Consider the following 25,473-nt stretch of genomic DNA (forward strand, 5'->3'; position numbering starts at 1 on the left):
TTATCCCTGCCTGCTGAACGTGGCAAATAGCAGGGTTTAATAACTAATAGCCGGCGAGTCCTGGCAACCAGGTGGTTAAAGGGGGAGCCATGGCGACAATAATGATGCCGACAAAAACCACCGCCAGATATTTCGCCATGGGTTTAATCACGTGCTTCATCTCTACGCCGCAAATAGCGCAGGTGGTATATAATCCCAGACCGATCGGGGGGGAAAACAGGCCAAAACCCATCGCCATGATCATCACGATGCCAAAGTGCAAGGGATTAAAGCCAAGCTGAATGGCAATAGGCACCAGGATAGGAGCGAAAATAATCAGCGCAGGCGCGCCTTCGAGAACCGCGCCAAAGATTATCAAAATCACGATGGTTAATATCAGGAACAGCCAGGCACCTTGCTCCATACCAATTCCGACCAGCAATTCAGCGATCTGCTGGGGGATCATTTGTATCGTCAGGGCATAGGACAAGCTGGTCGCGCAGGCCACGATGAACAGCAAAACACCCGACATCGCCGCAATATCCACGAACATTTTTATCGTCGCTTTCAGCGTCAGCTCACGAAACGCCAGTCGGCCCACCACAATGGCGTAGATGACGGCAAAAGCTGAAATTTCCGTTGATGTGGCAATCCCCATCATCACTCCACGGCCAATCATGAAGATCATAACCAGACCGACGGCGGCGCCAAGATAAAGCTGGGTTCGCGGGCGCAATTCCGGGTACGCTTCGCTGACGTTGATTTTCCCGCCGAAGCGGTTGGCGGCCACCATTAACAGCACCAACAGGCAGGCTGCCGGCACCAGACCGGCGATAAACAGCGCGCCGATAGAGATATTGGCGACGAACCCCATCACAATCAGGTTCACGCAGGGTGGAATGGTTTCTGCCATTACCGCAGATGCGGCAAAGACCCCGGCGGCCTCTTCGCCGTCTTGTTTCGCCCGGCGCACCGCAGGCATTAACACGCCGCCTACTGCCGCCACATCCGCCAGCTTTGAACCCGAGATGCCGGAAAAGAAGGCCATCGACAGTACGGTTGTCATATTCAGGCCGCCGCGAAATCGTCCCATGCCACGCACAATAAGCTCCACCAGACGCGTTGACATGCCGTTGATTTCCATCGCCGCACCGGCAAGTAAGAAGAAGGGAATTGCCAGCAGGACAAAGTGATCAACCCCAGCCGCGACCTGTTGAGAAAAGAAAACAAACGGCAGGGAAGGGTCGCAGATAAAAAATACCATTGCCGACATGCCGAGCGTGAAGGCAATGGGCACGCCGGCGAGGATGCCCATGACAAAGCAAATCAGCATGAGTCCGGCAGCCGCGCTGGCCGGATCGGCCATCAGCGAGAGTTTCAGATAACCCAGTGCCGCTAGCGCCAGGATCCCCGCACCGCTGAGCAGAACGATCTTTGCTCGTTCGCGTAGGGCATGTTCCAGCGCAGCCACCATCATCACCACGGAGCCGATCAGGACCGGGATCACATAGATGGTTTGCGGTAGGCCCGTTTCGGTGGTTTGTAGCCGCGCAGCCTGGACGAGATCGTAGCTGGAGATGACCAGGCCGACGGAGACCAGGAACAGGATCCAGCGACTGGCATGCACGACATACGGTCTAATGGCATCAGGTAGAAAGCGCAGGAAAAGATCGACGCCAATATGTCCTCCTCTGCCCGTTGAGGTAGCGACACCAAAAAAGACCAGCGCTATCATCAGCGCGCGCGCCACCTCTTCTGCCCAATGAATGGGCGAATGCAGCGCGTAACGCCAGATAACGGAAGCAAATACCACCAGGACGTTGATAAATAACACCAGCGCTCCGGCCCAGGAGGTGAAGCAGGTTAAGCATTTGCTTAGCTGCCCCAACAGCGTCAACAAAGTATTTTCATCCTTTTTTTTCATAGAGATATCAGCCATGATGAACTCCTCACAGGGTTTATAGCTTTATCGTCAGCCTGGTTGAACCGCGTGGGCCGACGCTCTCCGGCTTAGGGTTTAGCGCTCGACGCCGTAGCGCTGAACTCATCCATCATCGGTTTTAAATCAGGATATTTATCAAGGAAGGTTTTCCACACGGGCTGTACGGCCTGCGCAAAGTAAGCGCGATCGGTTTCCCGAAAGGTCACTCCTTTAGCCTCGAGGTTTTTAATTGCCTCAAGCTCTTTTTGACTGGCCTGCTGACGTTCGTACTCGGTGGCTTCTTTTGCCGCGGCCAGTACGTCTGCGCGTAAGGGTTGCGGAATTTGCTCGAAGCTTTTCTTGTTCATGGCAATCATCAGCGGGTTATAGCTGTGGCGAGTCAGCGTACCGTTTTTGATAATTTCATAGTATTTGCTGGCGTAGATGGTTGGGGCATCGTGTTCCACTCCGTCGATAACGCCCATTTGCAGGCTGGAATAGACTTCCCCGCCCGGCATAGGAATGGCAACGGCACCCATGTGATTTAGCGTGGCGATAAAGTTGGGAACCGGCAGCACGCGGATTTTCAGATTTTTTAAATCCGCCGGTTTTTCAATCGTCTTTTTGGTATACACGTTACGTGCGCCGAGGTTATAGCCATAGCCCAGTACCATAACGTTTGCTTTATCCATCATCAGGCTGGAAAGCTTTTCGCCGACTTTGCCATCCAGCGCTTTTCCCACCTGATCGTAATCTTTGAACAGATACCCCAAATCCAGTACGCCAATTTCGGGTACCAGCGTCGCCCAGATTGAAGTGCCTGAAATCATCATGTTAATGGCGCCGATACGCACCTGCTGAGTAGCATCAGCCTCTTTTCCGAGCATCGCGTTTGCGAAGTAATTGAGCTTGATCTGGCCTTTTAACTTCTCGTTTTTATTGATATTTTCCTGGAAACGATTGAACCAAATATAGTGGGCGGAGGAATCATCAGCCGGCAAAGAAGAGTACACACGAAAATTGATGGCGGCCTGTGCTGAAGCGGTCAGTACACTACCTGCTATGAGCGCGGTACCGAGGCAAGCGAGTGCCAGAAAGCGCCTGGCGGAACGAAACGGTTTTGTTTTCATCATGATAATCCTTCTCACAGTGTAGGGGTCGCGATAAGGTTCTCTGGCATGGCTGAGTCAGCCAGTAGGGTTAACGAAAAATGGTTGTTTTCTTTTTCTGTAACGTTTTAGTGTAACGTTACAGACGCTATCTGACTCATTCTGCAAATGCAAGATGCTTGCTTTATCATTGGGAGTGATATGTGAATTTTGTGGCGGGTATCGCTAATTTTTTGGGGCGTGTTACAAAATGGAAACGAGGCTTTCGCTGTTTAGTCACTGTTTAGTTGAGCTGGCCTGCTATAGATATGCACGGGTCGACGGCAGCACCTGACAAGCAGTCGATGCGCAGCGCCGCGCGAGAAGCCTTTGCCTGATCTATCCTTCCATGCTTTGTAAGATATCCACTTGATTATGTGGGAAAATTATTCTGATTCGTAAAACAACCTAATTTCTCGCTGCTATCCTATGAGATTTAAAAAGTCAGGAAGACGTTTAACTTCGTCCTTCGATATTCAGTAGAAATCTGATCGTCTGGCTCAATTTGCATCCAGAGAAAAAGGAGTGCGATGATTTCTCATCTCACTCCGTATTTATTTGGCCATCCCGTCGGACCGGGACCCAATACCTGGCGCTTAAACTTGATAAAGTAAGCCCATATTTTGGATGTTCACCATCGTCGCTCATTCTGATTAGACCTGACGGTAGCGGTCCGTTTTATCAGAATTTGATGGTTACCTGATTGCCGAGCACCCAGGCGTTTTTAATCTCTTCGCTTCCTCCCGGATGAACGAGCAGCTGCAGGTTAGGGCGGACGCTCAGCCATGGCGTCGCGCGAAAGCTATAATGCAGCTCTGCGGCATACTCGGCTCTGCGAACCGGGACATACAGGGGGTTATCATAATCATCTATCCCCCGCATCTGGTTCAGGAGCTGCGCCCGACGGGCGACCCTGTCGTTGGCGTGCATTTTACTGACGCCGAAGCTGATAAAGTCCTGCGGACGGCTGGCGAAAGGGCCTTTATAAATAGCCCCCGCCTGGATCTGATAATCCATGGTCGCCGTCTTTTTATCATTTATTGCCAGATGGCCGAAAAGGCTCAGGCCATTTTGGCGCTGGCTGCTCGAGGGGGTTATCTGCTGGCCAATATAGAGATAACCTCCGTAACGCCCTCCGTGTCGCCGGGCGGCCTGCTGCGTGAGGACATAGGGATCGCCATTGTCGTCATCCAGCACATCATTGGCGTCCGCCGTGTTATACCATCCGCCGAGTTTCCAGCTTCCGGGGAGTTTTGCCGCGCCGAGAGTAGGTCGATATCCCAGTTCAAAAAGGTACATGTACCCCAGATGCCCGGTACCATCCAGCTGGAAGCTTCCGTGGCGGGTGGCGTAGGCAGGGTTGTACTGAAACGCGCCGGCCTGGACGTAAAGCGCCGGGGCAGGGCTGTATTTAATACGGCCGCCCCACTGGCCTATGGGGGTGTTATACCAGACGCCGCTGCCGTGGCCGGCTAAAGAGCCGCACAGCGACAGGTTTTGAAAAAAGCAGCCGTTGTTATCAAAATCCTCTCCCGGCGGCATCAGGCCCACCTTGAGATCCAGCTTTTTATCCCACCCGGTTTTTTTGAACCAAAACTGCGTCGCGTGCCATGTTTGCCCCCGACCGTAGTTGCTCTGAACGCCGGAGCCTATTACCGGCGCACGCGGATCCTGCAGGCGATCCTGAGTCAGGTCTCGCCCGTTACGATTATTCACCGAGGCTTTAAATTCACCGTCCTGAATACCAAAAACCTTTTCCAGGTCCATATCTATGCCGAGAATATACTGGTCGCTATAGCGCAGAGTTTTATCGCGATCGTAACCGCCGGACATATTTGTGGCCGTCATTGCGCTATATTCCAGCGTAAAATCATAACCATGACGGCGCAGATCCGTACGCACGCCTCCCCACTCTCCGGTCATATTTTTTGCCGTGGGAGAAAAAAGCGTCTCGTTGGCCAGCGCCAGAAAAGGATGTAGTAAAGCCAGCAGCATCGTGCCGCTGTGGATGAGTTTATTCATGTTTTTCACCGCCCGTTGATGAGCCAGGTCTATGAATGATCCCGGGTCAGGCGCAGCTGAATCAGCCGACTACGCCGACCTTCTGTCAGAAGCGGCTCCGTGCTTCCCGGAGCCACCGATCGTCTATGGCGACAGCTCTTCTAACGATTTCCCTTTGGTTTCAATGGCAAAAAGCCAGGTAATTAAACCGCCAATCAGCGCAATGACCGCGAAAGTGATAAACACAAAGCGGATCCCGAAGCCGCTGACGATAAAACCGACCATCAGTGGGCCTATGGAAGACCCCGCCCGGAGCCATGCGCTGGAATAGGCGGTGCCGATAGCGCGCAGTCGGGTGGGATAAAGCTCAGCCGCGTACAGATAAAGCGAAAAGGCGATGGTTTGCAGAATGGCGTAGGTGAGGCTGCCCAGAATCAGAATTTCAACGGCGGATTTTGCCCCCAGAACAGAAAGCGCAATCAGCGGAACGACGGCCAGGAGAAAGGCCCATGTGTACCAGCGCTTGCGGCCAACACGGTCGATCATCAAGGCGCAGATCACCGAAGCCACGACGCCGCAGGAGGAGGTGATCCAGCCGTAGGCCAGGCTGGTGTCGAGGGAGAGGTTAAACCAGGTTTTGTACAGGGTAGGGAACCAGGTGATCATCCCATTGTTGACGCTATATACGGTCAGCCACAGCCCCCACAGCATAAAGGTTCGGGATTTGTAGATACCGCCGAAGAGGGCTTTTACTCCTTCCGGAGCCGCTTTGTGCACCGTCGGGGCTTTTATTTCCGGTTCGGGCAATGACATCCCGCGCCTGATAACCTCAGATTCCAGCGTTGATACGACGTTCTCCGCTTCTTTCAGTCGGCCTTTTGCGGTCAACCAGCGCGGTGATTCCGGCATCAGCCAGCGCAGGGGAACGGTCAGCGCAGAAGGCACCAGACCGATTAAAAACATGACTTTCCATCCATAGATGGGCACCAGAAAATACCCCACCAACCCGGCAAACATCATGCCGATGGGGAAAATTACCTCATACAACAAAAAGAAACGCCCGCGCTTTTTGGCGCCGACAAATTCATTGATATAGGCGCTGGCCACGGGAACCTCGGCGCCGATGCCCACGCCCTGTAAAAAGCGAATGATAAGAATTGACCAGCCGTTCCAGGCAAAAAGGCAGGCGGCATCCATCAGCACGAACATGATAATGGTGATACGTAAAACGCCGATACGGCCTATTTTTTCCGCCAGTGAGCCAAAAAAAAGTGCGCCGCACAGCTGTCCCACATAGCTGGCCGCAATAATAAGACCGACAAATGTCGGCGTAAGACCCCATTCCTGAGTAAGCTGGGGGAGAGCAAATGCGATTGCAATAATGGTATAAGCATCAAAAAACGTCGATAAGCCGACGATAACGCGGATCGCTTTCAGCCGTCGGGTGATGGGGAGGCGTTCCAGCCTTGCCAGCAGCGCATCTGGCGTGGACGCCGTTCCGCTGGCAACGGCGTAATCTGAAGCAATGGCCTGAGTTGACATAGTATTACCCTGTTAAACGTTGTCTGGGGCATACACGTAAGGTTCTGAATAACCACAGGGCAACGAACCCTTATTCATAGACGTGCTGCATATAATGCTGTCTGAATTGGTTTGTGATAACGTTACTGCAATCGATTTCACTTGCAGCTAATCCTTTGCTGGATTTGTCGCTAAGTCAATTGCGCCAGTTGTATAAATGTCGAACAGTTCACAATCTGAAAAAACTTACGCGTAAAAAGGCCAGGCGGCGAACGTCGAGTAAAGTGAACAAGCTGAGTGAATTAACCACCGGGGGAGCGGCCCCTGGCAAAGTGAAGCACCATTCCTTTTGTCCGGGCGAGGTTTGACGTAAGATCCTTTAATCTCTCGGTTTGCATGATGGTATCCCTTGAACGGGCAACACGGATATTTACCCGCTTTGATGAGTTGGAGCAGCAGATGGATCAAGAAAGTGAACTGAACGATTTGCCGGAAAAAAAGCTGGCGACAATGCGGGATGTTGCTCGCGCTGCGGGCGTGAGCGTCTCGACCGTTTCGCGCGTACTCGATGAAAGGTTACCCACCTCGCGCAGCGCCTCGGCAGATAAAATTCGCCAGGTGGCGCGCGAGCTTGGCTACCGTCGGGACTATGTTGCTTCCAGCCTGCGGCGTGGCGATACCGGAACGCTTGGCGTCCTGGTTCCGAGACTGACCGATGCCGTCACGGCGATGCTTTTTGAAGAGATAGCCAGGGCGGCGGCCCGGCGAGGCTACTTTGCTATTGTCGCGACCTGCGGAGATAGCAAGGAGCAGGAGAAAAACGCCGTTGAATCGCTGCTGGATCGCCGCGTCGATGGGCTGATCATGTCCACCTGCCGGCTGGACGATCCTTTGCCGCAAACCCTGCGTGAACGGGATGTTCCTCACGTACTGGCGCTGCGCACCGATGGCTTTAGCCCCTCTTCGGTCGGGGACGATGAGCTTGGCGGCTATCTGGCTACCCGACACCTGATTGATTTAGGCCACCGGGATATTGGCCTGATTGGCGGCCCTGATTTTGCCTCCAACGCGCGCAACCGGCGTAAGGGTTTTGAGCGGGCAATGCAGGAAGCCGGGCTCAGGATCGAAGCGGAATGGTGCTGTCACTCTGATTTTAATATCGCCTCGGGGGAGCAGCAGGGAATGAAGATCCTCAGCCAGCCTCATCGCCCGAGCGCGCTGTTTGCCGTTAATGATGAGCTGGCGATTGGCGTCCTCGCGGCCGCGCACCAGCAGGGGCTGGTGATTGGCGAAGATCTCTCCCTGGTGGGCTACAATGACATTCCCCTGGTGAGCAGACTCCCCGTGGCGCTGACCTCGGTCAGGACGCCGCTGGAGCATATTGCCAGCAATGCGGTTGATATGTTATTGAATCCAGAGATAAATAATAATATGCGGGTTACCACGCCCTCCCTTATTCCACGTAAGTCTACCTCGTCTCCACGTAAATAATCCGCCTGAGATCCTCCCCGGCTTTCCTGGAGAAAGCGGGGAGGGTTGATTTTTGTAAAACGGATCTCATCCCGGATGCGGATCGCTGTTTAGTTTGTGATCTGCGTTGCATTTTTAACCAACATGGCGTTGACGGTTTTATTTTTCAGGTTCAATGTCAATGGCGTGAAAACGATTGCAGAAACGATTTCACTTGCGTTTCAAATAATCGATTAACCGTAAACAAATGCTTATTCATCAAGGGGATATTTATGATTAACATCGATCTGAGAGGTTTGACTCCGGCTCCGGTTACACCATTCACTCGCGATGGACGCGTAGACTATGATGCCATTCAGCGCCTCGGTAGCTGGCTGGGCAGCATCGACGGTGTGAAAGGTCTGGTGGTGCTTGGACACGCGGGAGAAGGGACTTTTCTGACCCAGGAAGAGCAGGCGAATGTGATCCGCGCATTTGTGAAGTCCGTGGATGATAAGCTTCCCATTATTGCCGGTATCACCGGGGAAGGGACGGAAGTGGCCGCGCTGGAGGCGAAGCGCGCCGTTGCCGCCGGCGCATCCGCAGGTTTGCTCTATCCTTCACACGGCTGGCTGCGCTTTGGCTATCAGGACGGCGCGCCTCAGGATCGCTACCGCGTGGTGTATGAGGAAAGTGGCCTGCCGCTGATTCTTTTCCAGTATCCGGATGTCACTAAAGCCACCTACAACCTGAAAACGCTGCTGGATATCTCCGCGCAGCCGGGCGTATTTGCCATGAAGAATGGCGTGCGTAATATGCGCCGCTGGGATACTGAAATTCCGGTTATTCGCCGCGAGCGTCCGGATCTGCAAATCTTAAGCTGCCACGATGAATATCTGCTGCATACCGCCTTTGATGTGGATGGCTTCCTCGTCGGCTACGGCAATATCGCGCCTGAACCGTTAATTGAGATGATCAAAGCGGGTAAAGCGGGCGATTACGTTAAAGCGCGTCAGCTGCACGATCGACTGCTGCCGGTGACCAAAAGCGTCTACCACCGCGGTTCTCACATGGAAGGGACCGTGGCCCTTAAACATGCTCTGGTTGCGCGCGGGATCCTTGAACATGCCACCGTTCGCTCTCCGCTGCTGCCGCTGGAAAATGGCGCTGAAAAAGAGATCCACGACGCCATGCGCGCCGCTGAGCTGGGCCGCGTCGGTTAATTTGTTCTGAGTCTGTTGTTAATCCGCAATACAGAAATATCGCTTACTGTATTGCGGATCATCGGTTACTTCGCCCCGCTATCTTTTGCTGCTCTTCATCATAATGCCGGGGCTTTCACCTCTGTATATTCCTGGGTGATTTATGAAACTATTAAGCTTTCGCGTTAATGATAAAAACAAATATGGCCTGGCGACCGCTGACGGCGTCATTGATCTACAGGCGCAGTTTCCTCAATATGGCAGCCTGCTGGAATTTATACCGCATCTTCATCTTGTTGATACTCTGCCGCCGTCTGCGAAACAAGCGAACTACTCTTTCGACGAGATCGCTTTTCTGCCGGTCATTACTGAACCGAAAAAAATCATCTGCGCTGGCGTGAATTATCGCGATAAAAACGCTGCCGGTAACGAGAAGTCCTCTAATCCCGTGTTGTTTATCCGCTTTGCGGATTCACAGACCGGCCATCTGACACCGCTCCTCAAGCCGGAGTGCAGCAATGAGTTTGACTATGAAGGCGAAATGGCGCTGGTGATTGGCCGTGGGGGGCGCAATATTCCTCAGCAGGAGGCGCTGCATTATGTGGCTGGCTACAGCTGCTATATGGATGGCTCGGTGCGCGACTGGCAGCATGCCTGCTTTACCGGCGGGAAAAACTGGCCTGCGACGGGCGGCTTCGGCCCCTGGCTGGTGACGGCGGATGATATCCCCGACCCGCAAAATCTGAATATTACCACCCGGCTCAATGGCCAGACGGTGCAGCAGGATAATACGGGCAGCATGTTGTATTCAATTGCCGAACTCATTGCGTATATCAGCACCTTCAGCGCGCTCTCTCCGGGAGATGTCATTCTGACCGGTACGCCCGGAGGTATCGGAAAAAAACGTACCCCGCCACTCTTTATGCAGCCCGGGGACAGGGTGGAAGTCGAGATTGAGCAGATCGGATGCCTGATGAATACCGTACGCAGCGATGCCGCTGTAGCGCGATAAATTGTCTTTCACCGGCAGGTGACATCCAAAGGTATGGTGAGCGCGCGTTTGTCCGGCGGCCATGTCTTCTTGCGAAGGGGTAATGCCGGATTGGGAGCCGTGGAGGCAATATATGATATTGGTTCAGTTTCTGGTGGTGCTGCTGTTTCTGTACATCGGCATGCGGGTCGGGGGGATCGGCGTGGGGTTTGCCGGCGGTGCCGGCGTAATTGTGCTCAGTGCGCTCGGCGCCACGCCGGGTGATATGCCGATGCTGGTTATCGTATTTATCATGGTGGTGATCGTGGCGATTGCCGCCATGCAGGAGGCGGGCGGTATTGAATATCTTGTTGACCTCACCGAGCGTCTGCTGCGCCGCTATCCGCGATTGTTAGTCATCACCGCGCCGCTTTCCACCTGGCTATTGACCATGATGGCCAGCACCGGTCAGGTCTCCTTTGCCTGTATGCCGGTTATTGTCGGCGTGGCGAAAGAGAACAATATAAAACCTACCCGGGCGCTTGCTCTTTCCGTCAGCGCCTCTTTGCTGGGCATTGTGGCGTCGCCCATTTCTGCGGCGGTGATTTTCTTCTCGGGGATTCTGGAAAAGGGCCATTCCGGCTGGGGCTATATTGAGCTCATTGCGGTATCCATACCCTCCACCTTTCTGGCGCTGCTGGTCACCTCCGTTTTTTACCTGTGCTGGGACAGGATCCGCCATCAGGATCGGCTCGATGACAATCCGGTTCCGATTAAAGCAAGGACTGAGCGGGCGATCCCGCCCTGTGCCGGACGTTCGGTGCTGATTTTTATCGTCGGACTGGTTGTGGTGCTGGTTTATGCGATTGTCACCAGTCCAAAATTAGGGCTGATTGTCCATCCGGCCATGAGTAGCGGACAGGCGCGGGTAGGGGTGATGCTGGGCGTTGCGCTGCTGATTGTGGTGTGCTGCCGGGTTAACGTACACAAGGTCCCGTCCGGATCGGTGTTTAAAACCGGCATGACCTCCTGCATCTGTATCCTCGGCGTCGCCTGGCTGGGTTCAACTTTTATGGATAGCAATCAACAGTGGTTGCAAAGCGCGGTCTCGTCACACTTGTTGGATTCGCCCATTATGTTGGCCATCATTATTATGGCGGCCTCATGCTTCTTGTATTCTCAGGCGGCCTCCACAAAAATTTTATTTCCCGCCGCGCTGAGCATGGGCGTAGCCCCGGCTATTTTGGTGGCCTGCTTCCCGGCCACGGCTTCTCTTTTTATTTTGCCAAACTATCCGACGCTGTTGGCGGCGGTAGAGCTGGATGATACCGGCTCCACCAGACTGGGCCGACATATTATCGATCATCCTTTTCTGCTGCCCGGCCTGGCATCGGTGCTGCTGTCAATGCTCTTCGCCGCGGGGCTGGCTTATGGCATTCAGTGAATCCTAATAGTCCTTCATGTTGGGATGAGAAACGGATATGGGCCGTATCATCATTTAGCTCAATCCGACATGTTATACCTTGTGTAGGCCGGTGGAATATCGAAGATAGCTTTATCTGGCAGGGAACTTAAAAAGCCTGCGAGGCTAAACGGGGGATTTACAGTTTTCCGGTATCCGTCTAACCAGCCGTACTCGGACTACCTGACCCGCCCCTTTCTTGCGGAAGGGGGCTTTCACAATGGGGCTGAAAATTGGGGGTGCCTACAAATTTGCGCGGGTGACGGAACGGGTTCTGGAGGACTGGGTAAATTAACGGGAACGGCTATCAGGGGAAATTCCCACCCATCAGCCTGTTCTGAGGGGGGTTATTTCTTTTTCACATCGGGCAAATCAGCGTCCTCCGTTCCGGGGGGCACGGGGACACTTTCGCAGCCGCGTTTCTGACTCATGCTGGCGCCCGTCAGTGATGCGGACGACAAGGGGGGCGACGTTTTCGCCTGAATATCGTGAATATAATTTGCCTGGCAGGCCGGTAGCTGCGGAGTGAAGGCAGCAACAGAAACCCTGTGTGAATATTTTTCATCTTTATTTACTCCTATAATAGTAATAATATCCGGAATGAGAACAACAGCTTGCAACGTTTTTCTTCCCCGCTGAGGGAATGTTGTTCTGACTAAGAGTTAGCCATAACGTCCCCCGTGAAAAGGAGTTTATATGGGCAACACTACTGTAGATAACCGGTATGCTAACCGGGCGTTACTGTTTGTTACGCTGGCCTGCATCATACCGTTGCTGATTATCTTCTCTGTTTCTCTCAGCAACCCGGGCAGCCCGTTTCTTAATCAGATCGCTGATGCCACCCGCAGCACTCCTTCCGTAACCTCGGCATTCAATCCGGTGATGACTAAAGTGATGGATATCTACGTTAAGTCGGCGCCTGTTGCAGGTATATTGGCCTTTATGTTCTTGCTCAAAAAAAGAAAACCTCTGGAAATAAAAAAACGGGCCGAACTTATACGGGCATGTTTTTTAAGTCCTTTCGTTTATGTGTTTTTTATTTATTTCTTTCTTATGCACAACCTTGAGCTGACCACTGCCGGAAGAACGATTAGATGGATGTCTGAAAATAACTTTAGTTTATTGCTTTTATATATCATGCTTTATATAGCAACATTCTTCATAACCTATGCTGTTTGCTACACTCCTGTTCTCGCCTGTAAATTAATGAGAGAAAGGCAGTAAGCTGCCTTTCTCCTGTTCAGTTAGTAGGCCGGGCGAATAATCTCGTTGTTCAGCTTGTCAATGAACTTATCGTCAATCAACGCCCCTATGAGACCCGCGATAATAATGCCAATAATGCCGACCACAGCTGTAGACACACCAGCAGCAACGAGCATAGCCCCCAATGTGGCCGAAAAAACGGCCAGAGCTACTGATGAGGTTAGTCCGCTGACAGTCCAGGACTCTACTTCCCTCATCAGAGGCCCCCAGTTACCGGTCTCGTAACCCGTAATTGACTTCTCCCTGACATTATTTCCCTTCGTGACATAATCAGCCACTTTAAAGGCTCTACCAAGCGCAGTGAATTTGTTTCCCATATCTTCAACATTAAATGCTTTCCATGCATTAATAACTGCAGTTTTATCCGCAGCCTTGATCTTCATATTGGGGTTAGTCATCAGTTTATTCATTGAAGCCATCGCCTGATCATAGGTGCGGATCTGCTTCCCCTGAAAATTTTGGATATTACTGGCAACTTCGCGGGATAGCGCTTTATATTTTTCTCCCAGAAGAGCACCGGCCTTATCCCCGACGCTGATGATGACTCCGCTGGTTTTATCCAGAACCTCTTTATCACTCTCATTTTTAACTGATGCAAAATTTCTGACAATATCTTTAGCAAATTCTGCAGTAAATAAAGGATGCCCCTGCGCAAGGGTGGTGAGTTTCATGTTATCCAGGTCACCGTTTTTTACCTCAATTTTATACAGTGCTTTGATATCTTTAGCCTTAAAATACATGGTGTATGTATCAGTCTCTTTATTCCTTGAGACTGTAAGATGGTGTAGTAGCCGCATTGGTACTGTCGTTCCGACATAATAAAAGGATTTCTCGTCAGTCGCTCTCCAGTTCCGGTATTTTTTTGGGGTAGTATCTATATTTTCACCTCCGTTAAAACCATCCAGTGGAGTACCGACTCCGATAGAATTGAGCTTTTCCGGATTTTTCAGATTGTATTTATGTCCTGTTTCAAAATCTCCGACCGAACCAATATATCCGGGTACAGTTATTCCCATGACTAGCCCCGTGAGACCAGCCTGTCTGGCCTGAGTGGCAGTAAGACCTTCCATACTTATCGCCATAGTCCCTTCCGGGGAGATTGCGTGCACTGTAATCTTCACTGAAGGGTTGAGCTTGCGCGCGGCCTTAATTAGATTTGAAAGCCTGGCTCTTACGTTTTTATCAGCACGTATGGCATTGATCTGTTTCTGCTCAGCTGGTGTCGTATTACTATGGTTCCCACTGTTGCCTGAAGATCCTCCACCTGGTAATGGACCCGTTCCCCGCTCTTTACTCCAGGTTGTACCGTCACCGAAACCACCATAACTGAATCCCGCCATATGAATTTCCTCTTTGATTTTAATAGAAAAAATAATGATAAACTGTATAAGTAAACACTGTATATTTATACAGTGTTGTACCCTGGTTATTTTCACCTGTCAACAGTGTGGATTACGTTTTCAATGAGTTTTATAAAATGGTAGATAGCAGGGGAATGATAACGGAATTGAATGTTTCCCTGTTGTGGCACACTAAATTTGGCCACGTGATTAAAGGTGATATTCTCACCTCAACACAAAACAGGTGACTTAATGAACAAGAAAACCTAACGTACTTTTACCCCTGAGTTCAGACTGGAATGTGCACAGCTGATTGTCGATAAGGGTTACTCATATCGACAGGCTAGTGAAGCGATGAATGTCGGTTCTACCACGCTTAAGAGCTGGGTTCGCCAGCTCAGGCGGGAGCGTCAGGGTATTACGCCCTCTGCAATTCCCATTAGCTCAGAGCAGCAACGTATTCGCGAGCTGGAAAAGCAGGTTCGCCGCCTGGAGGAACAGAATACGATATTAAAAAAGGCCACTGCGCTCTTGATGTCCCACTCGCTGAACGGTTCACGGTAGCCGCCAGATTGAGTGGCAGCCACACAGTTGTCAGCCAGGATAACATCAATACTAAAATGCCCGTCAGGCGTATACATGCCTGCCGAATCTGCTTAAGCGCCAGTTCGCGGCACCGAATCCTGACCGGGTATTGTGCGGAAATATTACGTATTTCTGGTCACGAAATTGCTGGTGCTATCTGGCGGTCGTTATGGATCTTTTTGCCCGCAGAATCATCGGCTGGAGTCTGTCAGCAAATGCCGATACAGCGTTGGTAAGCGGTGCCTTGCGGATGGCCAGTGAGATGTGTGGCCAACCACGTGATGTCATGTTCCATAGCAACCAGGGAAGCCGGTTACCGGCCTTAAATATCAGTCACTTCTCTGGCGTTACAGAATAAGTCACAGCATTAGCCGGCGGGGAAACTGCTGGGATAATAGTCCCATGGAGCGCTTCTTCCGCAGTCAGAAAACAGTATGGGTGCCGACGGAGGTTTACGCAGGCAAGGACAGGGCCCGGCAGCAAATTAATGATCATATATGGAGCTACTACAATAGCGTCAGGCCTCACCATTACAACGGTGGGCTGACGCCGGAAGAGTCGGAGAACAGATTTCTTAGCCTTCTCTGTCGCACCGCGGCTTTCCATTCGACGCAGTACATTCAGCAGCACCAAAGGCTTAATGTTTTTCACCGGCAAGTGGCCGAGAAAGGGGAAAATATTTTTATTAAAGGCTTCGATAATGTCAGAAGCATACCCTTCTGACCATCTGCTCGCCTTCGTACCGTGCCATTCAAGCGCCACAGACTGGAAGGTATTATTGAGTTGCACATCGCGAACCAGCTTTTCTTCTTTCTTGGCAAACGATGGATCCATACCTTCGGCCAGTTTTTTCTTGGCTTCATCATGTAGTGCCCTCGCTTGTGCAAGGGACACTGCTTGATAAACACCAAAAGCCATACGCTTCTCTTTTCCATTGAAGCGATATTTCATCCGCCAGTATCGGGAGCCAGAGGGAACAACCTCAAGATACAAACCAGCACCATCTGCCAGCTTATAGGCTTTCTCTCTGGGTTTAGCAGCGTGCGCATTAAGCTTCATTGGGGGCATCTCTCAGGACTGAACCCAAAATGCCCCCACTTATGCCCTCAACTATGTCTTGATTTCGGATGAGTCCAGTTGATAACAGCAAATAAGATACGCGCCAGAAACAGCAGTAGAAGGGCTTCGAGTTGATTTAGATAGATCTGGGAAAAGTTTGAAATGGTGCCGATAATAGGAGTCGAACCTACGACCTTCGCATTACGAATGCGCTGCTCTACCAACTGAGCTATATCGGCCCTGCAAGACGTGCTGACGAGCGTAAGCACGGGTTAGAAGGTTAAAACTAAGTGGGTGATGCGTCAATGCCCTTGTGAATCAAACGGCTACTTTTGCATCACCCAATGCGCATTAAGCACGAATGGTATCGTCGCCGAAACCAATCCACTTATAGGTCGTCAGGGCTTCCAGCCCCATCGGGCCGCGCGCGTGCAGCTTCTGGGTGCTGACCGCCACTTCCGCGCCGAGGCCGAACTGGCCGCCGTCGGTAAAGCGGGTAGAAGCGTTGACGTACACTGCCGAGGAGTCCACCTCGTTGATAAAGCGGTTCGCGTTGCCCAGGGTGCGCGTCAGGATGGCGTCGGAATGCTGAGTACCGTGCTCGCGAATATGCGCTACCGCTTCATCCTGATCGGCCACCACCTTCACGTTCAGATCCAGCGACAGGTACTCATTGTCATACTGCTCCGCTTTCACCGGCTCTACGCTGGCCGGGCCGTTTTGCAGCGCGGGCAGGGAGGCCGCATCGGCGTGCAGGCTGACGCCGCTTTCCGCCATCTGCTTGCTCAGCGCGGGCAGGAAGCGTTCGGCGATATCCTGATGTACCAGCAGCGTTTCGACCGAGTTACAGGCGCTCGGGCGCTGCACTTTGGCGTTAACGATCACTTTCAGCGCTTCGGCAACGTCAGCGGAGTGGTCGATATAAATATGGCAAACGCCGATCCCGCCGGTGATCACCGGAATCGTCGACTGTTCGCGGCACAGCTTATGCAAACCTGCGCCGCCGCGCGGGATCAGCATATCGATATACTTATCCATCTTCAGCATCTCGCCGACCAGCGCCCGATCCGGACTCTCAATCGCCTGGACGGTGGCTGCCGGTAAGCCGCACTCCTGCAGCGCCTGCTGAATCACTTTCACCGTGGCGGCATTGGTGCGCCAGGTCTCTTTGCCGCCGCGCAGAATCGCCGCGTTGCCGGTTTTCAGGCACAGAGAGGCGACGTCGACGGTCACGTTCGGGCGCGCTTCGTAAATCACGCCGACCACGCCCAGCGGCACGCGGCGGCGCTCAATGCGCAGGCCGCTGTCCAGCAGGCCGCCGTCGATCACCTGACCAACCGGGTCCGCCAGGTTGCAGACCTGACGAACATCGTGAGCAATCCCGCTCAGGCGCGCCGGGTTAAGCGCCAGGCGATCGAGCAGCGCCTCGCTCAAACCGTTAGCGCGCGCTTCCGCCAGATCCTCAGCGTTAGCCCGCAGGATCGCGTCGGTCTGCGCTTCAAGATAGTCGGCAATCTTTTCCAGCACCTGGTTTTTTTCGCGGCTTGAAAGCTGCGCGAGTTTGTACGAGGCCGCTTTGGCAGCAATGCCCATTTGTTCCAGCATTTTCAGCTCCTTAACGGATAATCATGTCGTCACGGTGGACGGCGACCGGGCCATATTCATAGCCCAGAATGGCATCGATCTGCTGCGAGTGCTGCCCGGCGATACGGCGCAGCGCATCGCTGTTATAGCGGCTGACGCCGTGGGCGATATCGCGGCCTTCAAGGCTGCGAATGCGGATCACTTCGCCGCGCGAGAAGTTGCCGGTGATGGTTTTAATCCCTTTAGGCAGCAGGGAACTGCCGCGTTCAAGAATTGCCTGGGTCGCTCCGGCGTCAACGGTAATTTCGCCCGCCGGCGGTGCGCCGAAAATCCAGCGTTTGCGGTTTTCCAGCGGCGACTCCTGGGCGTGGAAACGGGTGCCTACGGAAACCCCCTCCATCACGTCGCCAATCACGCCAGGGCGGCTACCGGCGGCAATGATCGTATCAATACCCGCGCGGCAGGCGACGTCGGCGGCCTGCAGCTTGGTGCCCATACCACCGGTACCTAAACCCGACACGCTATCGCCCGCGATAGCGCGCAGGGCGTCATCAATGCCGTAAACGTCTTTAATCAGCTCGGCCTGCGGGTTGTTGCGCGGGTCGGCGGTGAACAGCCCCTGCTGATCGGTCAGCAGCAGCAGTTTATCGGCGCCCGCGAGAATTGCCGCCAGCGCCGAAAGATTATCGTTATCGCCGACTTTAATTTCAGCGGTCGCCACGGCGTCATTTTCATTAATGACCGGCACGATATTGTTATCCAGCAGCGCGCGCAGGGTATCGCGGGCGTTAAGGAAGCGTTCGCGGTCTTCCATATCGGCGCGGGTCAGCAGCATCTGGCCAACGTGAATGCCATAAATAGAAAAAAGCTGTTCCCACAGCTGGATAAGACGGCTCTGGCCGACAGCTGCCAGCAGCTGTTTCGACGCAATGGTCGCGGGCAGTTCCGGGTAGCCGAGGTGCTCACGTCCGGCGGCTATCGCCCCGGAGGTGACGATCACAATTCGATGACCCATCGCGTGCAGCTGCGCGCACTGACGCACTAATTCAACGATATGGGCGCGGTTCAGGCGGCGGGATCCGCCCGTTAAAACACTGGTGCCCAGTTTTACCACCAGCGTCTGGCTATCACTCATGATTCTCTGCCGTTCAAAAAGGAGTTTCGATATCGAATTGATGTTGTAACAGGAGTGAGCCCGCTTGCCAACACCTGGCGTGGTGGACGAACCACTTCATTGCGCGGATCGGGCATTCTGGCGAGAAAATATGACACATTCATGACGGAAATAATTTAATACCCTTTTTTAGAAAAAGTTCCATGTTGTCATAAATTTTTAATATTAGAGCGTTAAAAAACCTGCAGTTTTTGACAGGGCTTCCGCCCGGAATTGATTAGCGCGTATAAATAAATTACCAGGACTGAATAATGAAAAAGAGCTCACAGGCATTAATGATGATGGGTCTTATTGCTTCTTCGGCTACCCAGGCGGCAGAAGTTTATAATAAAAACGGTAATAAACTGGACGTCTACGGCAAAGTCAAAGCGATGCACTATATGAGCGACTATGACAGCAAAGATGGCGATCAGACTTACGTTCGTTTCGGCATTAAAGGTGAAACGCAGATTAACGACGATCTGACCGGCTACGGCCGTTGGGAATCGGAGTTCTCCGGCAACAAAACCGAAAGCGACTCCACGCAGAAAACGCGTCTGGCGTTCGCCGGGGTGAAAGTGAAAAACTACGGCTCATTCGACTATGGTCGTAACCTCGGCGCGCTGTACGACGTCGAAGCCTGGACCGATATGTTCCCGGAATTCGGCGGCGACTCTTCCGCGCAGACCGATAACTTTATGACCAAACGCGCCAGCGGCCTGGCCACCTGGCGCAACACCGATTTCTTCGGCGTGGTAGATGGCCTGAATCTGACCCTGCAATATCAGGGCAAAAACGAAGGGCGCGACGCGAAGAAACAGAACGGCGACGGTTTCGGTACCGCCCTAAGCTACGACTTCGGCGGCAGCGACTTTGCCGTCAGCGCGGCCTATACCAGCTCCGATCGCACGAACGACCAGAACCTGCTGTCTCGCGGTACGGGTAAAAAAGCGGAAGCCTGGGCAACCGGCCTGAAATATGACGCCAACAATATTTACCTGGCGACCATGTACTCAGAAACCCGCAAAATGACGCCAATCAGCGGCGGTTTTGCCAATAAAGCGCAGAACTTCGAAGCCGTGGCGCAGTACCAGTTCGATTTCGGGCTGCGTCCGTCCCTGGGCTACGTGCTGTCAAAAGGTAAGGATATTGAGGGCGTAGGCAGCGAAGATCTGGTCAACTATATTGACGTTGGCGTGACGTATTACTTCAACAAAAATATGAATGCCTTTGTGGATTACAAAATTAACCAGCTGAAGAGCGATAATAAGCTCGGCATCAACGATGATGATATCGTTGCTGTCGGTATGACCTATCAGTTCTGATAAGTTAACAGCTAACAGACAACAAAGCCGCCGTGGTGACAGGGCGGCTTTGTTATGAGTGATTAACGATTTTTTGCCAGATGCAGATTATCGTTATTCATGGTTATCTGGGCGTTATATTCCTTCGGCAGGCGGCGAGCCTGGTAGAATACCGATTGCCAGTATGGATTATCCAGCGAAGAGCGCATCACGCCCTGGCTGGTGGAGGCATGAAGAAAATTACGGTCGGTATCATAGAAACCGACGTGCATGCCGCCTTTAATACGGAAGAAGACTAAATCTCCCGGCCGCAGCTGCCGCGGGCTTACGCGCTCGCCCATATGCAGAAGCTCGCGCGTCGTAATGCGCTCCATCGGCAGGTTGAAGCGATCTTTGAGCGTGCGCCAGACAAACCCGGAGCAGTCGACGCCGCTTTGCTCCGTCCCGCCCCATTCGTAGGGCGTTCCCTCCCAGGTATGCATTTGATCGTGCAGCGCGGCGATCACCGGGATCAGATCGTCTGAACCTCCGTCGATGGTCGAGTGACTACTCTGGGCGGCGGTTTTATGCGGTTTCGATGAGGATGAACATCCTGCCAAAAGCAAAAAAGGAACAAACAGTAGCGCGTGAGAGAGTCTGGGCTTCATATCATTGTTTTTCGTCACTGAAAACGGGCCGTGATATTTTATAGCCGATTCGCTACGGCCTCAGAATGACCAAACGCAAAATTTACGAAACCTTACGTAATTAATAGGGGCAGGATCGTGTAGTGAAAAATAACGCGCATTATTTAACGCCAACCTGAACTTATCGTATTAATAAATTTTTTCTCCGTGAAACAATATTTCACAAATATTCGCGTGTGACGCAACCGGGCAAATTCACTTCAAGGTGAAAGATCCTCATCATCCCGCCATTGCGCCGCCAGGCTCCCCTCCAGTACTTTTGAGGGATAAAAGAGAGAGTGGGGCGGGCTAATGCATCTGGATTTTCGCCAACTGCGCAACTTTGTGGCGCTCGTTGAGTACGGCAGTTTTAATCGTGCGGCCGAGGCGGTGTGCCTGTCGCAGTCGGCATTCAGCCGCAGCATCCAGGCGCTGGAGCAGAGCGTCGGGCATCCTTTATTTGACCGGCAGAGCAAGCTACCGACGCTCACTCTGCACGGGCAAAAGCTGCTGCCCTACGCCCGCCGTTTTCAGGAACTTAACGTCGAGCTCAGCAGCCAGCTGCGCGAAGCGGACGATGCGCAAACCGGCGAGGTCGCCTTTGGCTGCGGCCCGGCCCCCGCCGCGAGGCTGATTCCGGCTGCCATCGGCGAGTTTCATCGTCTTTTGCCGCAGGCGAGGGTGCGCTTTCAGATTGATAACTGGCTGGCTCTGCATCAGGCGCTCACCTCCCAGAGCTATCCTTTTGTCGTCGCCGACAGCTGGCAGGCCGAGCTCGACCCGCAGCTGCGCGTTCAGCCACTCAGCCCGCAGCGCTGCTTTTTCGTCTGCCATGCCGGGCATCCGCTGGCAAAACAGGGTCCGGTCTCTATTCAGGCGATGCTGCGTTACCCCTTTGCGGCACCCTATCTGCCGCCGGGCGTGCGCAAAGTGCTGGCGACCCTCAGCCAGCAGCAGGACTTCGCGCCGGCGATTCAGTGCGACCATATCTACGCGCTGCTTTCGACCCTGGCGCGAACCAATGCGATTAGCTTCGCCAGCGAGGATGGCTTCGCGCTATGCCAGCACAGCCATCGGCTGGTTAAGCTGGAGCTCAGCGATCTGCCTGAAGAGTGGCGGCTGATGCAGACCCGGTTTGCCATTATCTCTCCGGTTCATGCGGCTCAGCCGCCGCTGGTTGCGAAACTGATAGAGATGATCCTCCATACCGATCGTCAGCATCAGCTGCAGCTGCTGGCCCAGGAGGAGGGGAGTTAACCGGCGTTTTTCGCCTGGCCTTGGGCATCGTACTGCGGCCAGCGATTTTCCAGCTGCTGGGCTTTCAGCGCCCGCTCGACAAACTGGCCGTCCACCCACTGGCTGACGTCGAAAGCGCTGCGGATCAGGCGGCCCGAGTGAGCCTGCCCGACGCTGCTGCTAAAGCTGGCGGTCAGGAACGGGTCGATGCGCGGCGAGGTGGTAAAGTTCAGATCCTGCGGCTGCAGCTCTTCGAGAAACAGCGCCTGCGGGATCTGGCTCTGCTGCGCCATCTCGGCGGACCAGGCGTCGCGATTGGCGGGGTCACTGATTTCAGCGGCGTTCTTCACCAACACGTTAACGATCTGCTGGGTCGCCTGCGGCCAGGCGTCTATAAACGTCTGCGTGCCGAGGAACCCGGCCTGAGTGGTGTTCTGGCGGCCGGAGTCACCGCTTTTGACGACCACATCAATCTTATCGCCGCGTAGCGCCAGCAGCGAAACGCCGCCCCACACCGCATCGACGCGACCGGCCGCCAGCGCCGCTTTGCCGGCGTTCCAGTCGAGGTTGATCACCTGCAGGCTGCGCTCGTTGAGGCCGACGGTTTGCAGCGCCCGGTCAAAGGCCAACTGGTCCGCCGTGCCGCGATAAACCGCCACCCGTTTGCCTTTCAGATCGGCGAGGGTTTTAATCCCGGAAGCTTTGGTCACCGCGAGGTAAGATTCCGAACCCCGGCTGCCCAGCAGCAGGCGCGTCGGCAGCCCGTTGGCCTTACCGATAATCGCCGCCAGATCGCCGAGGTAGACAAAATCCAGCTGGCGGTTGGCTAACGCTTCATTTACTGCCGGACCGGCGCCTTTGAAAAACTGCCACTGCACTTCCACGCCCTGCGGCTTAAACACCTCTTCCAGCTGATGGCGGATAAACGCCATGCCGACCGGCCCCTCAATAAAGGGTTTACTGCCCGCGCTCTGGTCCGGCACGCCGATGCGGATAGTGCGTAGCGTTTCGGCCTGGACGCTGGACGCCAGGCCGATGACCGCGACCAGCGCCAGCAAGGTGCGGTTGAATATTGCTTTCATCATAACGTGTTGCTCCCTTGAGTTTTTTCTCACCCTAAAGAGCCGACGGGCAACGTGTTAAATGCTTTTATTCGCCAAGCATTGCCGAAAAAAAGCTAAATCAGAAGCCGCGTGCCCGCCAGGCTGAAATGCATTTGATGCATCGCGATTATTCGCCTTACGCAATGGCGGCGAAGCGTGAGGCACGTTTTGATAGCGACATGACTGACTGAAAAGTGGACCGAAATGTCGCAGATGATCTTAAGAACGGATGCTCCCGGCAGGCCGGGGTTCAGGCTTAACGGCTGGCCGTGGCTGCTGCCTGCGTTACTGCTGCTGCTGTGGTACATCGCCGCGCACGAGGGATGGATGCCGGAGCAAATTTTGCCCGCGCCGTCGGTGGTTGCCGATACCGCCCTGTCGCTGCTGAGCGGCGATCTACTGGCGCAGTGGGGATTCAGCCTTCAGCATCTGGCGCTTGGCCTGCTGCTGGGCGCCATCGCAGGCACGCTGCTCGGGGCGCTGTTCGGCCTGGTGCCGGCCGCCGCGCAGCGGGTGGAACCGCTGTTTTACGCGCTGGCGCAAATCCCGACGCTCGGCTGGATCCCGCTGTTTATGGTGCTGTTCGGGATCGATAACGGCCTCAAGCTGGCGGTGATCGTCAAAACCACCGTAGTACCGATGACCATTAATACGCAGCAGGCGGTGGCCGGCGTGCCGTTGACCCTGAGCGAAGCCGCAAGAGTAATGAATTTTTCCCGCTGGCAGCGGCTGCGCTGGCTGGTGATCCCGGCAAGCCTGCCGGGTTGGTTTACCGGCCTGCGTCTGGCGCTATCGCAGGCCTGGGTGTCGCTTATCGTCGTGGAACTGCTGGCTTCTTCGGAAGGTATTGGCTACCTGATGGTCTGGGGTCGTCAGCTGTTTCAGTTGGATATCGTCTTCGTCACCATTGCGGTGGTTGGCCTGAGCGGCATGCTGATGGAGTGGGCGGCGAACCGGGCCTGTTCCCGGCTGGTGTTCTGGCCGCAGCCTGCCGCCGGACGCCTGGCGTGGAAACCGCAGGCCAGCTGGCGGGCGCTGCAGCTGCCGTTAGTTCTGCTGGCGCTGTGGCAGCTGGCCAGCCAGTCAGGCTGGATTGATGAAGCCTTGTTCTCTTCGCCGCTGGCGGTAGCGGTGCGCTTTATTCAGGGCATCCTGAGCGGGGAGCTGACTACGGCGATGTTGGCCAGTCTCGGACGGGCCTTTGTCGGCGGCGCGCTGGGGATTACGGGCGGTCTGCTCTGCGGACTGCTGCTGGCGCTGCGCCCGCGCGCCGGGCAAATCTTCACGCCCACGTTAAACGTGCTGCGCCATATCGCCCTGTTTGCCTGGCTACCGCTGCTGACCGCATGGGTGGGCAACGATAACGGCGGCAAAATCGTCTTTATCGCGCTGGCGTCGTTCTTTCCGATGTTCTTCAGCACGCTGCAGGCCGTGCTGCAGCGTAACCCGCAGCTCGATGAAGTGGCCAGGGTACTGCGCCTGGGCGAATTAGCGCGCCTGCGCAGGGTTATTCTTCCCGGCGCGGCGCCGGGGATCTTCGCCGGTCTACGGCTGGCGCTGATTTACGCCTGGCTTGGCAATATCGGCGCGGAATATTTCATGTCCTCCGGCGTCGGCATCGGCAGCCTGATGATCAACGCCCAGCAGCTGCTGGATATGCCCACCATTCTCTGCGGCATGGTGCTGGTCGGTATCACCGGCGCGGCGCTGGATAAAGCCGGACGTTTACTGGAAATGCGCGCCACCCGCTGGCGTCAACAGGAGCAGCTATGACCTCTTCAACTCTGGTCTCTTTTCGCCACGTGCGTAAATCCTGGCAACAGGTAACGGCGCTACAGAATTTCAGCCTGGATATCGCCGCCGGTGAACTGGTGGCGCTGGTGGGCAGCAGCGGCTGCGGTAAATCGACGCTGCTGCGGATGCTGGTAGGCCTGGAGTCAGCGACCCAGGGCGAAATTCGCATTAACGGCGAGCCGGTCACCGGCGTGGGCAAAGAGCGCGGCATCGTATTTCAGGAGCCGCGCCTGTTTCCGTGGCTGAAGGTGATCGACAACGTGATGCTCGGTCTGGCGGATGAAAAGCTCAGCCGGGCGGATAAGCGCCAGCGGGCGCTGGAAATGCTGGAACGCGTGCAGCTCAGCGAATTCGCCAACGCGCTGCCCGCGCAGCTCTCCGGCGGTATGGCCCAGCGGGTCGCCATTGCCCGCGGCCTGGTGGCACGTCCGCAGATTCTTATGCTCGATGAGCCTTTCGGCGCGCTGGATGCCCTGACGCGCCATACCCTGCAGCAGGAACTTTTACAGATACATCAGCGCGCGGGAACCACCACGCTGCTGGTGACGCACGATGTGGAAGAAGCCGTCGCCCTGGCCGACCGGGTCGTTGTGCTCTCGCCGCGTCCGGGGCGGATACGGGAAGTGGTAAGCCTGGCGCTGCCCCATCCGCGCCAGCGCGATGATGCCGCGTTTACCGCCGCCTGCCGCCAGATACGCAATCTGATTACTTCTGCCTGATTCTTTAATGTAAGG

19 protein-coding genes, 1 tRNA gene and 2 pseudogenes are annotated in these 25,473 nt (G+C 54.3%); 10 read left to right on the top strand and 12 right to left on the bottom strand.

From position 1 onward, the window contains the following. Nucleotides 1-43: 43 nt before the first annotated feature. From KO1_RS04000 to KO1_RS04015, 4 genes are all read right to left on the bottom strand, one after another. Nucleotides 44-1,918 carry a TRAP transporter large permease gene (locus KO1_RS04000; RefSeq protein ID WP_024273769.1) on the bottom strand — a complete coding sequence of 625 codons (1,875 nt, stop codon included), beginning with the start codon at nucleotides 1,916-1,918 and terminating at the stop codon, nucleotides 44-46. Between the two features lie 71 nt (nucleotides 1,919-1,989). Beyond that, nucleotides 1,990-3,033: a TRAP transporter substrate-binding protein gene (locus KO1_RS04005; protein ID WP_024273770.1), complete on the bottom strand. Its 1,044-nt coding sequence runs from the start codon at nucleotides 3,031-3,033 to the stop codon at nucleotides 1,990-1,992. Between the two features lie 696 nt (nucleotides 3,034-3,729). Next, nucleotides 3,730-5,070 (bottom strand): carbohydrate porin, encoded by a 1,341-nt coding sequence (locus KO1_RS04010; RefSeq protein WP_024273771.1) that lies wholly within the window; start codon nucleotides 5,068-5,070, stop codon nucleotides 3,730-3,732. 123 nt (nucleotides 5,071-5,193) lie between these two features. Further along, complete coding sequence (locus KO1_RS04015) at nucleotides 5,194-6,591, bottom strand: MFS transporter (RefSeq protein WP_077257937.1); 1,398 nt, start codon at nucleotides 6,589-6,591, stop codon at nucleotides 5,194-5,196. A gap of 438 nt (nucleotides 6,592-7,029) precedes the next feature. On the opposite strand from KO1_RS04015, the gene KO1_RS04020 reads away from it, so the two are divergent. From KO1_RS04020 to KO1_RS04035, 4 genes are all read left to right on the top strand, one after another. After that, a complete protein-coding gene (locus tag KO1_RS04020) occupies nucleotides 7,030-8,061 on the top strand; it encodes a LacI family DNA-binding transcriptional regulator (protein ID WP_024273773.1) in 1,032 nt (343 codons plus the stop codon). A gap of 251 nt (nucleotides 8,062-8,312) precedes the next feature. Beyond that, on the top strand, nucleotides 8,313-9,242 hold the full coding sequence (locus tag KO1_RS04025; protein WP_032691959.1) for a dihydrodipicolinate synthase family protein: 930 nt from the start codon (nucleotides 8,313-8,315) through the stop codon (nucleotides 9,240-9,242). 142 nt (nucleotides 9,243-9,384) lie between these two features. After that, nucleotides 9,385-10,233 (top strand): fumarylacetoacetate hydrolase family protein, encoded by an 849-nt coding sequence (locus KO1_RS04030; protein ID WP_024273775.1) that lies wholly within the window; start codon nucleotides 9,385-9,387, stop codon nucleotides 10,231-10,233. Between the two features lie 112 nt (nucleotides 10,234-10,345). Continuing rightward, nucleotides 10,346-11,635: an anaerobic C4-dicarboxylate transporter family protein gene (locus KO1_RS04035; RefSeq protein WP_024273776.1), complete on the top strand. Its 1,290-nt coding sequence runs from the start codon at nucleotides 10,346-10,348 to the stop codon at nucleotides 11,633-11,635. Between the two features lie 365 nt (nucleotides 11,636-12,000). Here KO1_RS04035 and KO1_RS28965 read toward each other — a convergent pair whose 3' ends face one another. Beyond that, nucleotides 12,001-12,273 (bottom strand): colicin release lysis protein, encoded by a 273-nt coding sequence (locus KO1_RS28965; protein ID WP_071790694.1) that lies wholly within the window; start codon nucleotides 12,271-12,273, stop codon nucleotides 12,001-12,003. Nucleotides 12,274-12,349: 76 nt separating this feature from the next. On the opposite strand from KO1_RS28965, the gene cui reads away from it, so the two are divergent. Then, on the top strand, nucleotides 12,350-12,877 hold the full coding sequence (gene cui, locus KO1_RS04040; protein ID WP_024273777.1) for a colicin immunity protein Cui: 528 nt from the start codon (nucleotides 12,350-12,352) through the stop codon (nucleotides 12,875-12,877). A gap of 20 nt (nucleotides 12,878-12,897) precedes the next feature. Here the strand turns inward: cui and KO1_RS28860 are convergent, their stop codons facing one another. After that, complete coding sequence (locus KO1_RS28860; protein WP_024273778.1) at nucleotides 12,898-14,256, bottom strand: colicin-like pore-forming protein; 1,359 nt, start codon at nucleotides 14,254-14,256, stop codon at nucleotides 12,898-12,900. Nucleotides 14,257-14,550: 294 nt separating this feature from the next. Between KO1_RS28860 and KO1_RS26835 the strand changes: the two are divergent. After that, nucleotides 14,551-15,441 (top strand): annotated as a pseudogene (locus tag KO1_RS26835) (IS3 family transposase); the annotation flags it as partial. On the opposite strand, the pseudogene KO1_RS04055 reads toward KO1_RS26835, so the two are convergent. From KO1_RS04055 to proB, 4 genes and pseudogenes are all read right to left on the bottom strand, one after another. Further along, a pseudogene (locus tag KO1_RS04055) lies at nucleotides 15,412-15,900 on the bottom strand (tyrosine-type recombinase/integrase); the annotation flags it as partial. The pseudogenes KO1_RS26835 and KO1_RS04055 overlap by 30 nt on opposite strands. A gap of 163 nt (nucleotides 15,901-16,063) precedes the next feature. After that, a tRNA-Thr gene (locus KO1_RS04060) sits at nucleotides 16,064-16,139 on the bottom strand. A 112-nt stretch (nucleotides 16,140-16,251) separates the two neighbouring features. After that, nucleotides 16,252-17,505: a glutamate-5-semialdehyde dehydrogenase gene (proA, locus tag KO1_RS04065; protein ID WP_004099295.1), complete on the bottom strand. Its 1,254-nt coding sequence runs from the start codon at nucleotides 17,503-17,505 to the stop codon at nucleotides 16,252-16,254. Between the two features lie 10 nt (nucleotides 17,506-17,515). Further along, complete coding sequence (gene proB / locus KO1_RS04070) at nucleotides 17,516-18,619, bottom strand: glutamate 5-kinase (protein WP_004099297.1); 1,104 nt, start codon at nucleotides 18,617-18,619, stop codon at nucleotides 17,516-17,518. 290 nt (nucleotides 18,620-18,909) lie between these two features. Here proB and phoE point away from each other — a divergent pair, with 290 nt between their 5' ends. Then, nucleotides 18,910-19,962 carry a phosphoporin PhoE gene (phoE, locus tag KO1_RS04075; protein ID WP_047720329.1) on the top strand — a complete coding sequence of 351 codons (1,053 nt, stop codon included), beginning with the start codon at nucleotides 18,910-18,912 and terminating at the stop codon, nucleotides 19,960-19,962. 62 nt (nucleotides 19,963-20,024) lie between these two features. Here the strand turns inward: phoE and KO1_RS04080 are convergent, their stop codons facing one another. Beyond that, the gene (locus KO1_RS04080; protein ID WP_004099299.1) at nucleotides 20,025-20,588 is read right to left on the bottom strand and encodes a C40 family peptidase; all 564 of its coding nucleotides are present in this window, start codon (nucleotides 20,586-20,588) and stop codon (nucleotides 20,025-20,027) included. A 330-nt stretch (nucleotides 20,589-20,918) separates the two neighbouring features. On the opposite strand from KO1_RS04080, the gene KO1_RS04085 reads away from it, so the two are divergent. After that, nucleotides 20,919-21,863 carry a LysR family transcriptional regulator gene (locus KO1_RS04085; RefSeq protein WP_004110892.1) on the top strand — a complete coding sequence of 315 codons (945 nt, stop codon included), beginning with the start codon at nucleotides 20,919-20,921 and terminating at the stop codon, nucleotides 21,861-21,863. Here KO1_RS04085 and KO1_RS04090 read toward each other — a convergent pair. Beyond that, nucleotides 21,860-22,927 carry an ABC transporter substrate-binding protein gene (locus KO1_RS04090; protein WP_017146546.1) on the bottom strand — a complete coding sequence of 356 codons (1,068 nt, stop codon included), beginning with the start codon at nucleotides 22,925-22,927 and terminating at the stop codon, nucleotides 21,860-21,862. The genes KO1_RS04085 and KO1_RS04090 overlap by 4 nt on opposite strands. Nucleotides 22,928-23,149: 222 nt before the next feature. Between KO1_RS04090 and KO1_RS04095 the strand changes: the two genes are divergently transcribed. Together KO1_RS04095 and KO1_RS04100 are read left to right on the top strand one after the other, a co-directional pair. Beyond that, complete coding sequence (locus tag KO1_RS04095; protein ID WP_024273807.1) at nucleotides 23,150-24,718, top strand: ABC transporter permease; 1,569 nt, start codon at nucleotides 23,150-23,152, stop codon at nucleotides 24,716-24,718. Then, a complete protein-coding gene (locus tag KO1_RS04100) occupies nucleotides 24,715-25,458 on the top strand; it encodes an ABC transporter ATP-binding protein (RefSeq protein WP_024273808.1) in 744 nt (247 codons plus the stop codon). Before KO1_RS04095 ends, KO1_RS04100 begins: the two co-directional genes overlap by 4 nt. Nucleotides 25,459-25,473: the final 15 nt, after the last annotated feature.

It is taken from the genome of Klebsiella oxytoca NBRC 105695, from assembly GCF_001598695.1.
Taxonomy (GTDB): Bacteria; Pseudomonadota; Gammaproteobacteria; order Enterobacterales; family Enterobacteriaceae; genus Klebsiella; species Klebsiella oxytoca.

What these genes read in the sequence shown, in the direction of transcription:
- KO1_RS04000 (WP_024273769.1), bottom strand. Translation starts at nt 1,918, where the DNA reads ATGGCTGATATCTCTATGAAAAAAAAGGATGAAAATACTTTGTTGACG.
- KO1_RS04005 (WP_024273770.1), bottom strand. Translation starts at nt 3,033, where the DNA reads ATGATGAAAACAAAACCGTTTCGTTCCGCCAGGCGCTTTCTGGCACTC.
- KO1_RS04010 (WP_024273771.1), bottom strand. Translation starts at nt 5,070, where the DNA reads ATGAATAAACTCATCCACAGCGGCACGATGCTGCTGGCTTTACTACAT.
- KO1_RS04015 (WP_077257937.1), bottom strand. Translation starts at nt 6,591, where the DNA reads ATGTCAACTCAGGCCATTGCTTCAGATTACGCCGTTGCCAGCGGAACG.
- KO1_RS04020 (WP_024273773.1), top strand. Translation starts at nt 7,030, where the DNA reads ATGGATCAAGAAAGTGAACTGAACGATTTGCCGGAAAAAAAGCTGGCG.
- KO1_RS04025 (WP_032691959.1), top strand. Translation starts at nt 8,313, where the DNA reads ATGATTAACATCGATCTGAGAGGTTTGACTCCGGCTCCGGTTACACCA.
- KO1_RS04030 (WP_024273775.1), top strand. Translation starts at nt 9,385, where the DNA reads ATGAAACTATTAAGCTTTCGCGTTAATGATAAAAACAAATATGGCCTG.
- KO1_RS04035 (WP_024273776.1), top strand. Translation starts at nt 10,346, where the DNA reads ATGATATTGGTTCAGTTTCTGGTGGTGCTGCTGTTTCTGTACATCGGC.
- cui (WP_024273777.1), top strand. Translation starts at nt 12,350, where the DNA reads ATGGGCAACACTACTGTAGATAACCGGTATGCTAACCGGGCGTTACTG.
- KO1_RS28860 (WP_024273778.1), bottom strand. Translation starts at nt 14,256, where the DNA reads ATGGCGGGATTCAGTTATGGTGGTTTCGGTGACGGTACAACCTGGAGT.
- proA (WP_004099295.1), bottom strand. Translation starts at nt 17,505, where the DNA reads ATGCTGGAACAAATGGGCATTGCTGCCAAAGCGGCCTCGTACAAACTC.
- proB (WP_004099297.1), bottom strand. Translation starts at nt 18,619, where the DNA reads ATGAGTGATAGCCAGACGCTGGTGGTAAAACTGGGCACCAGTGTTTTA.
- phoE (WP_047720329.1), top strand. Translation starts at nt 18,910, where the DNA reads ATGAAAAAGAGCTCACAGGCATTAATGATGATGGGTCTTATTGCTTCT.
- KO1_RS04080 (WP_004099299.1), bottom strand. Translation starts at nt 20,588, where the DNA reads ATGAAGCCCAGACTCTCTCACGCGCTACTGTTTGTTCCTTTTTTGCTT.
- KO1_RS04085 (WP_004110892.1), top strand. Translation starts at nt 20,919, where the DNA reads ATGCATCTGGATTTTCGCCAACTGCGCAACTTTGTGGCGCTCGTTGAG.
- KO1_RS04090 (WP_017146546.1), bottom strand. Translation starts at nt 22,927, where the DNA reads ATGATGAAAGCAATATTCAACCGCACCTTGCTGGCGCTGGTCGCGGTC.
- KO1_RS04095 (WP_024273807.1), top strand. Translation starts at nt 23,150, where the DNA reads ATGTCGCAGATGATCTTAAGAACGGATGCTCCCGGCAGGCCGGGGTTC.
- KO1_RS04100 (WP_024273808.1), top strand. Translation starts at nt 24,715, where the DNA reads ATGACCTCTTCAACTCTGGTCTCTTTTCGCCACGTGCGTAAATCCTGG.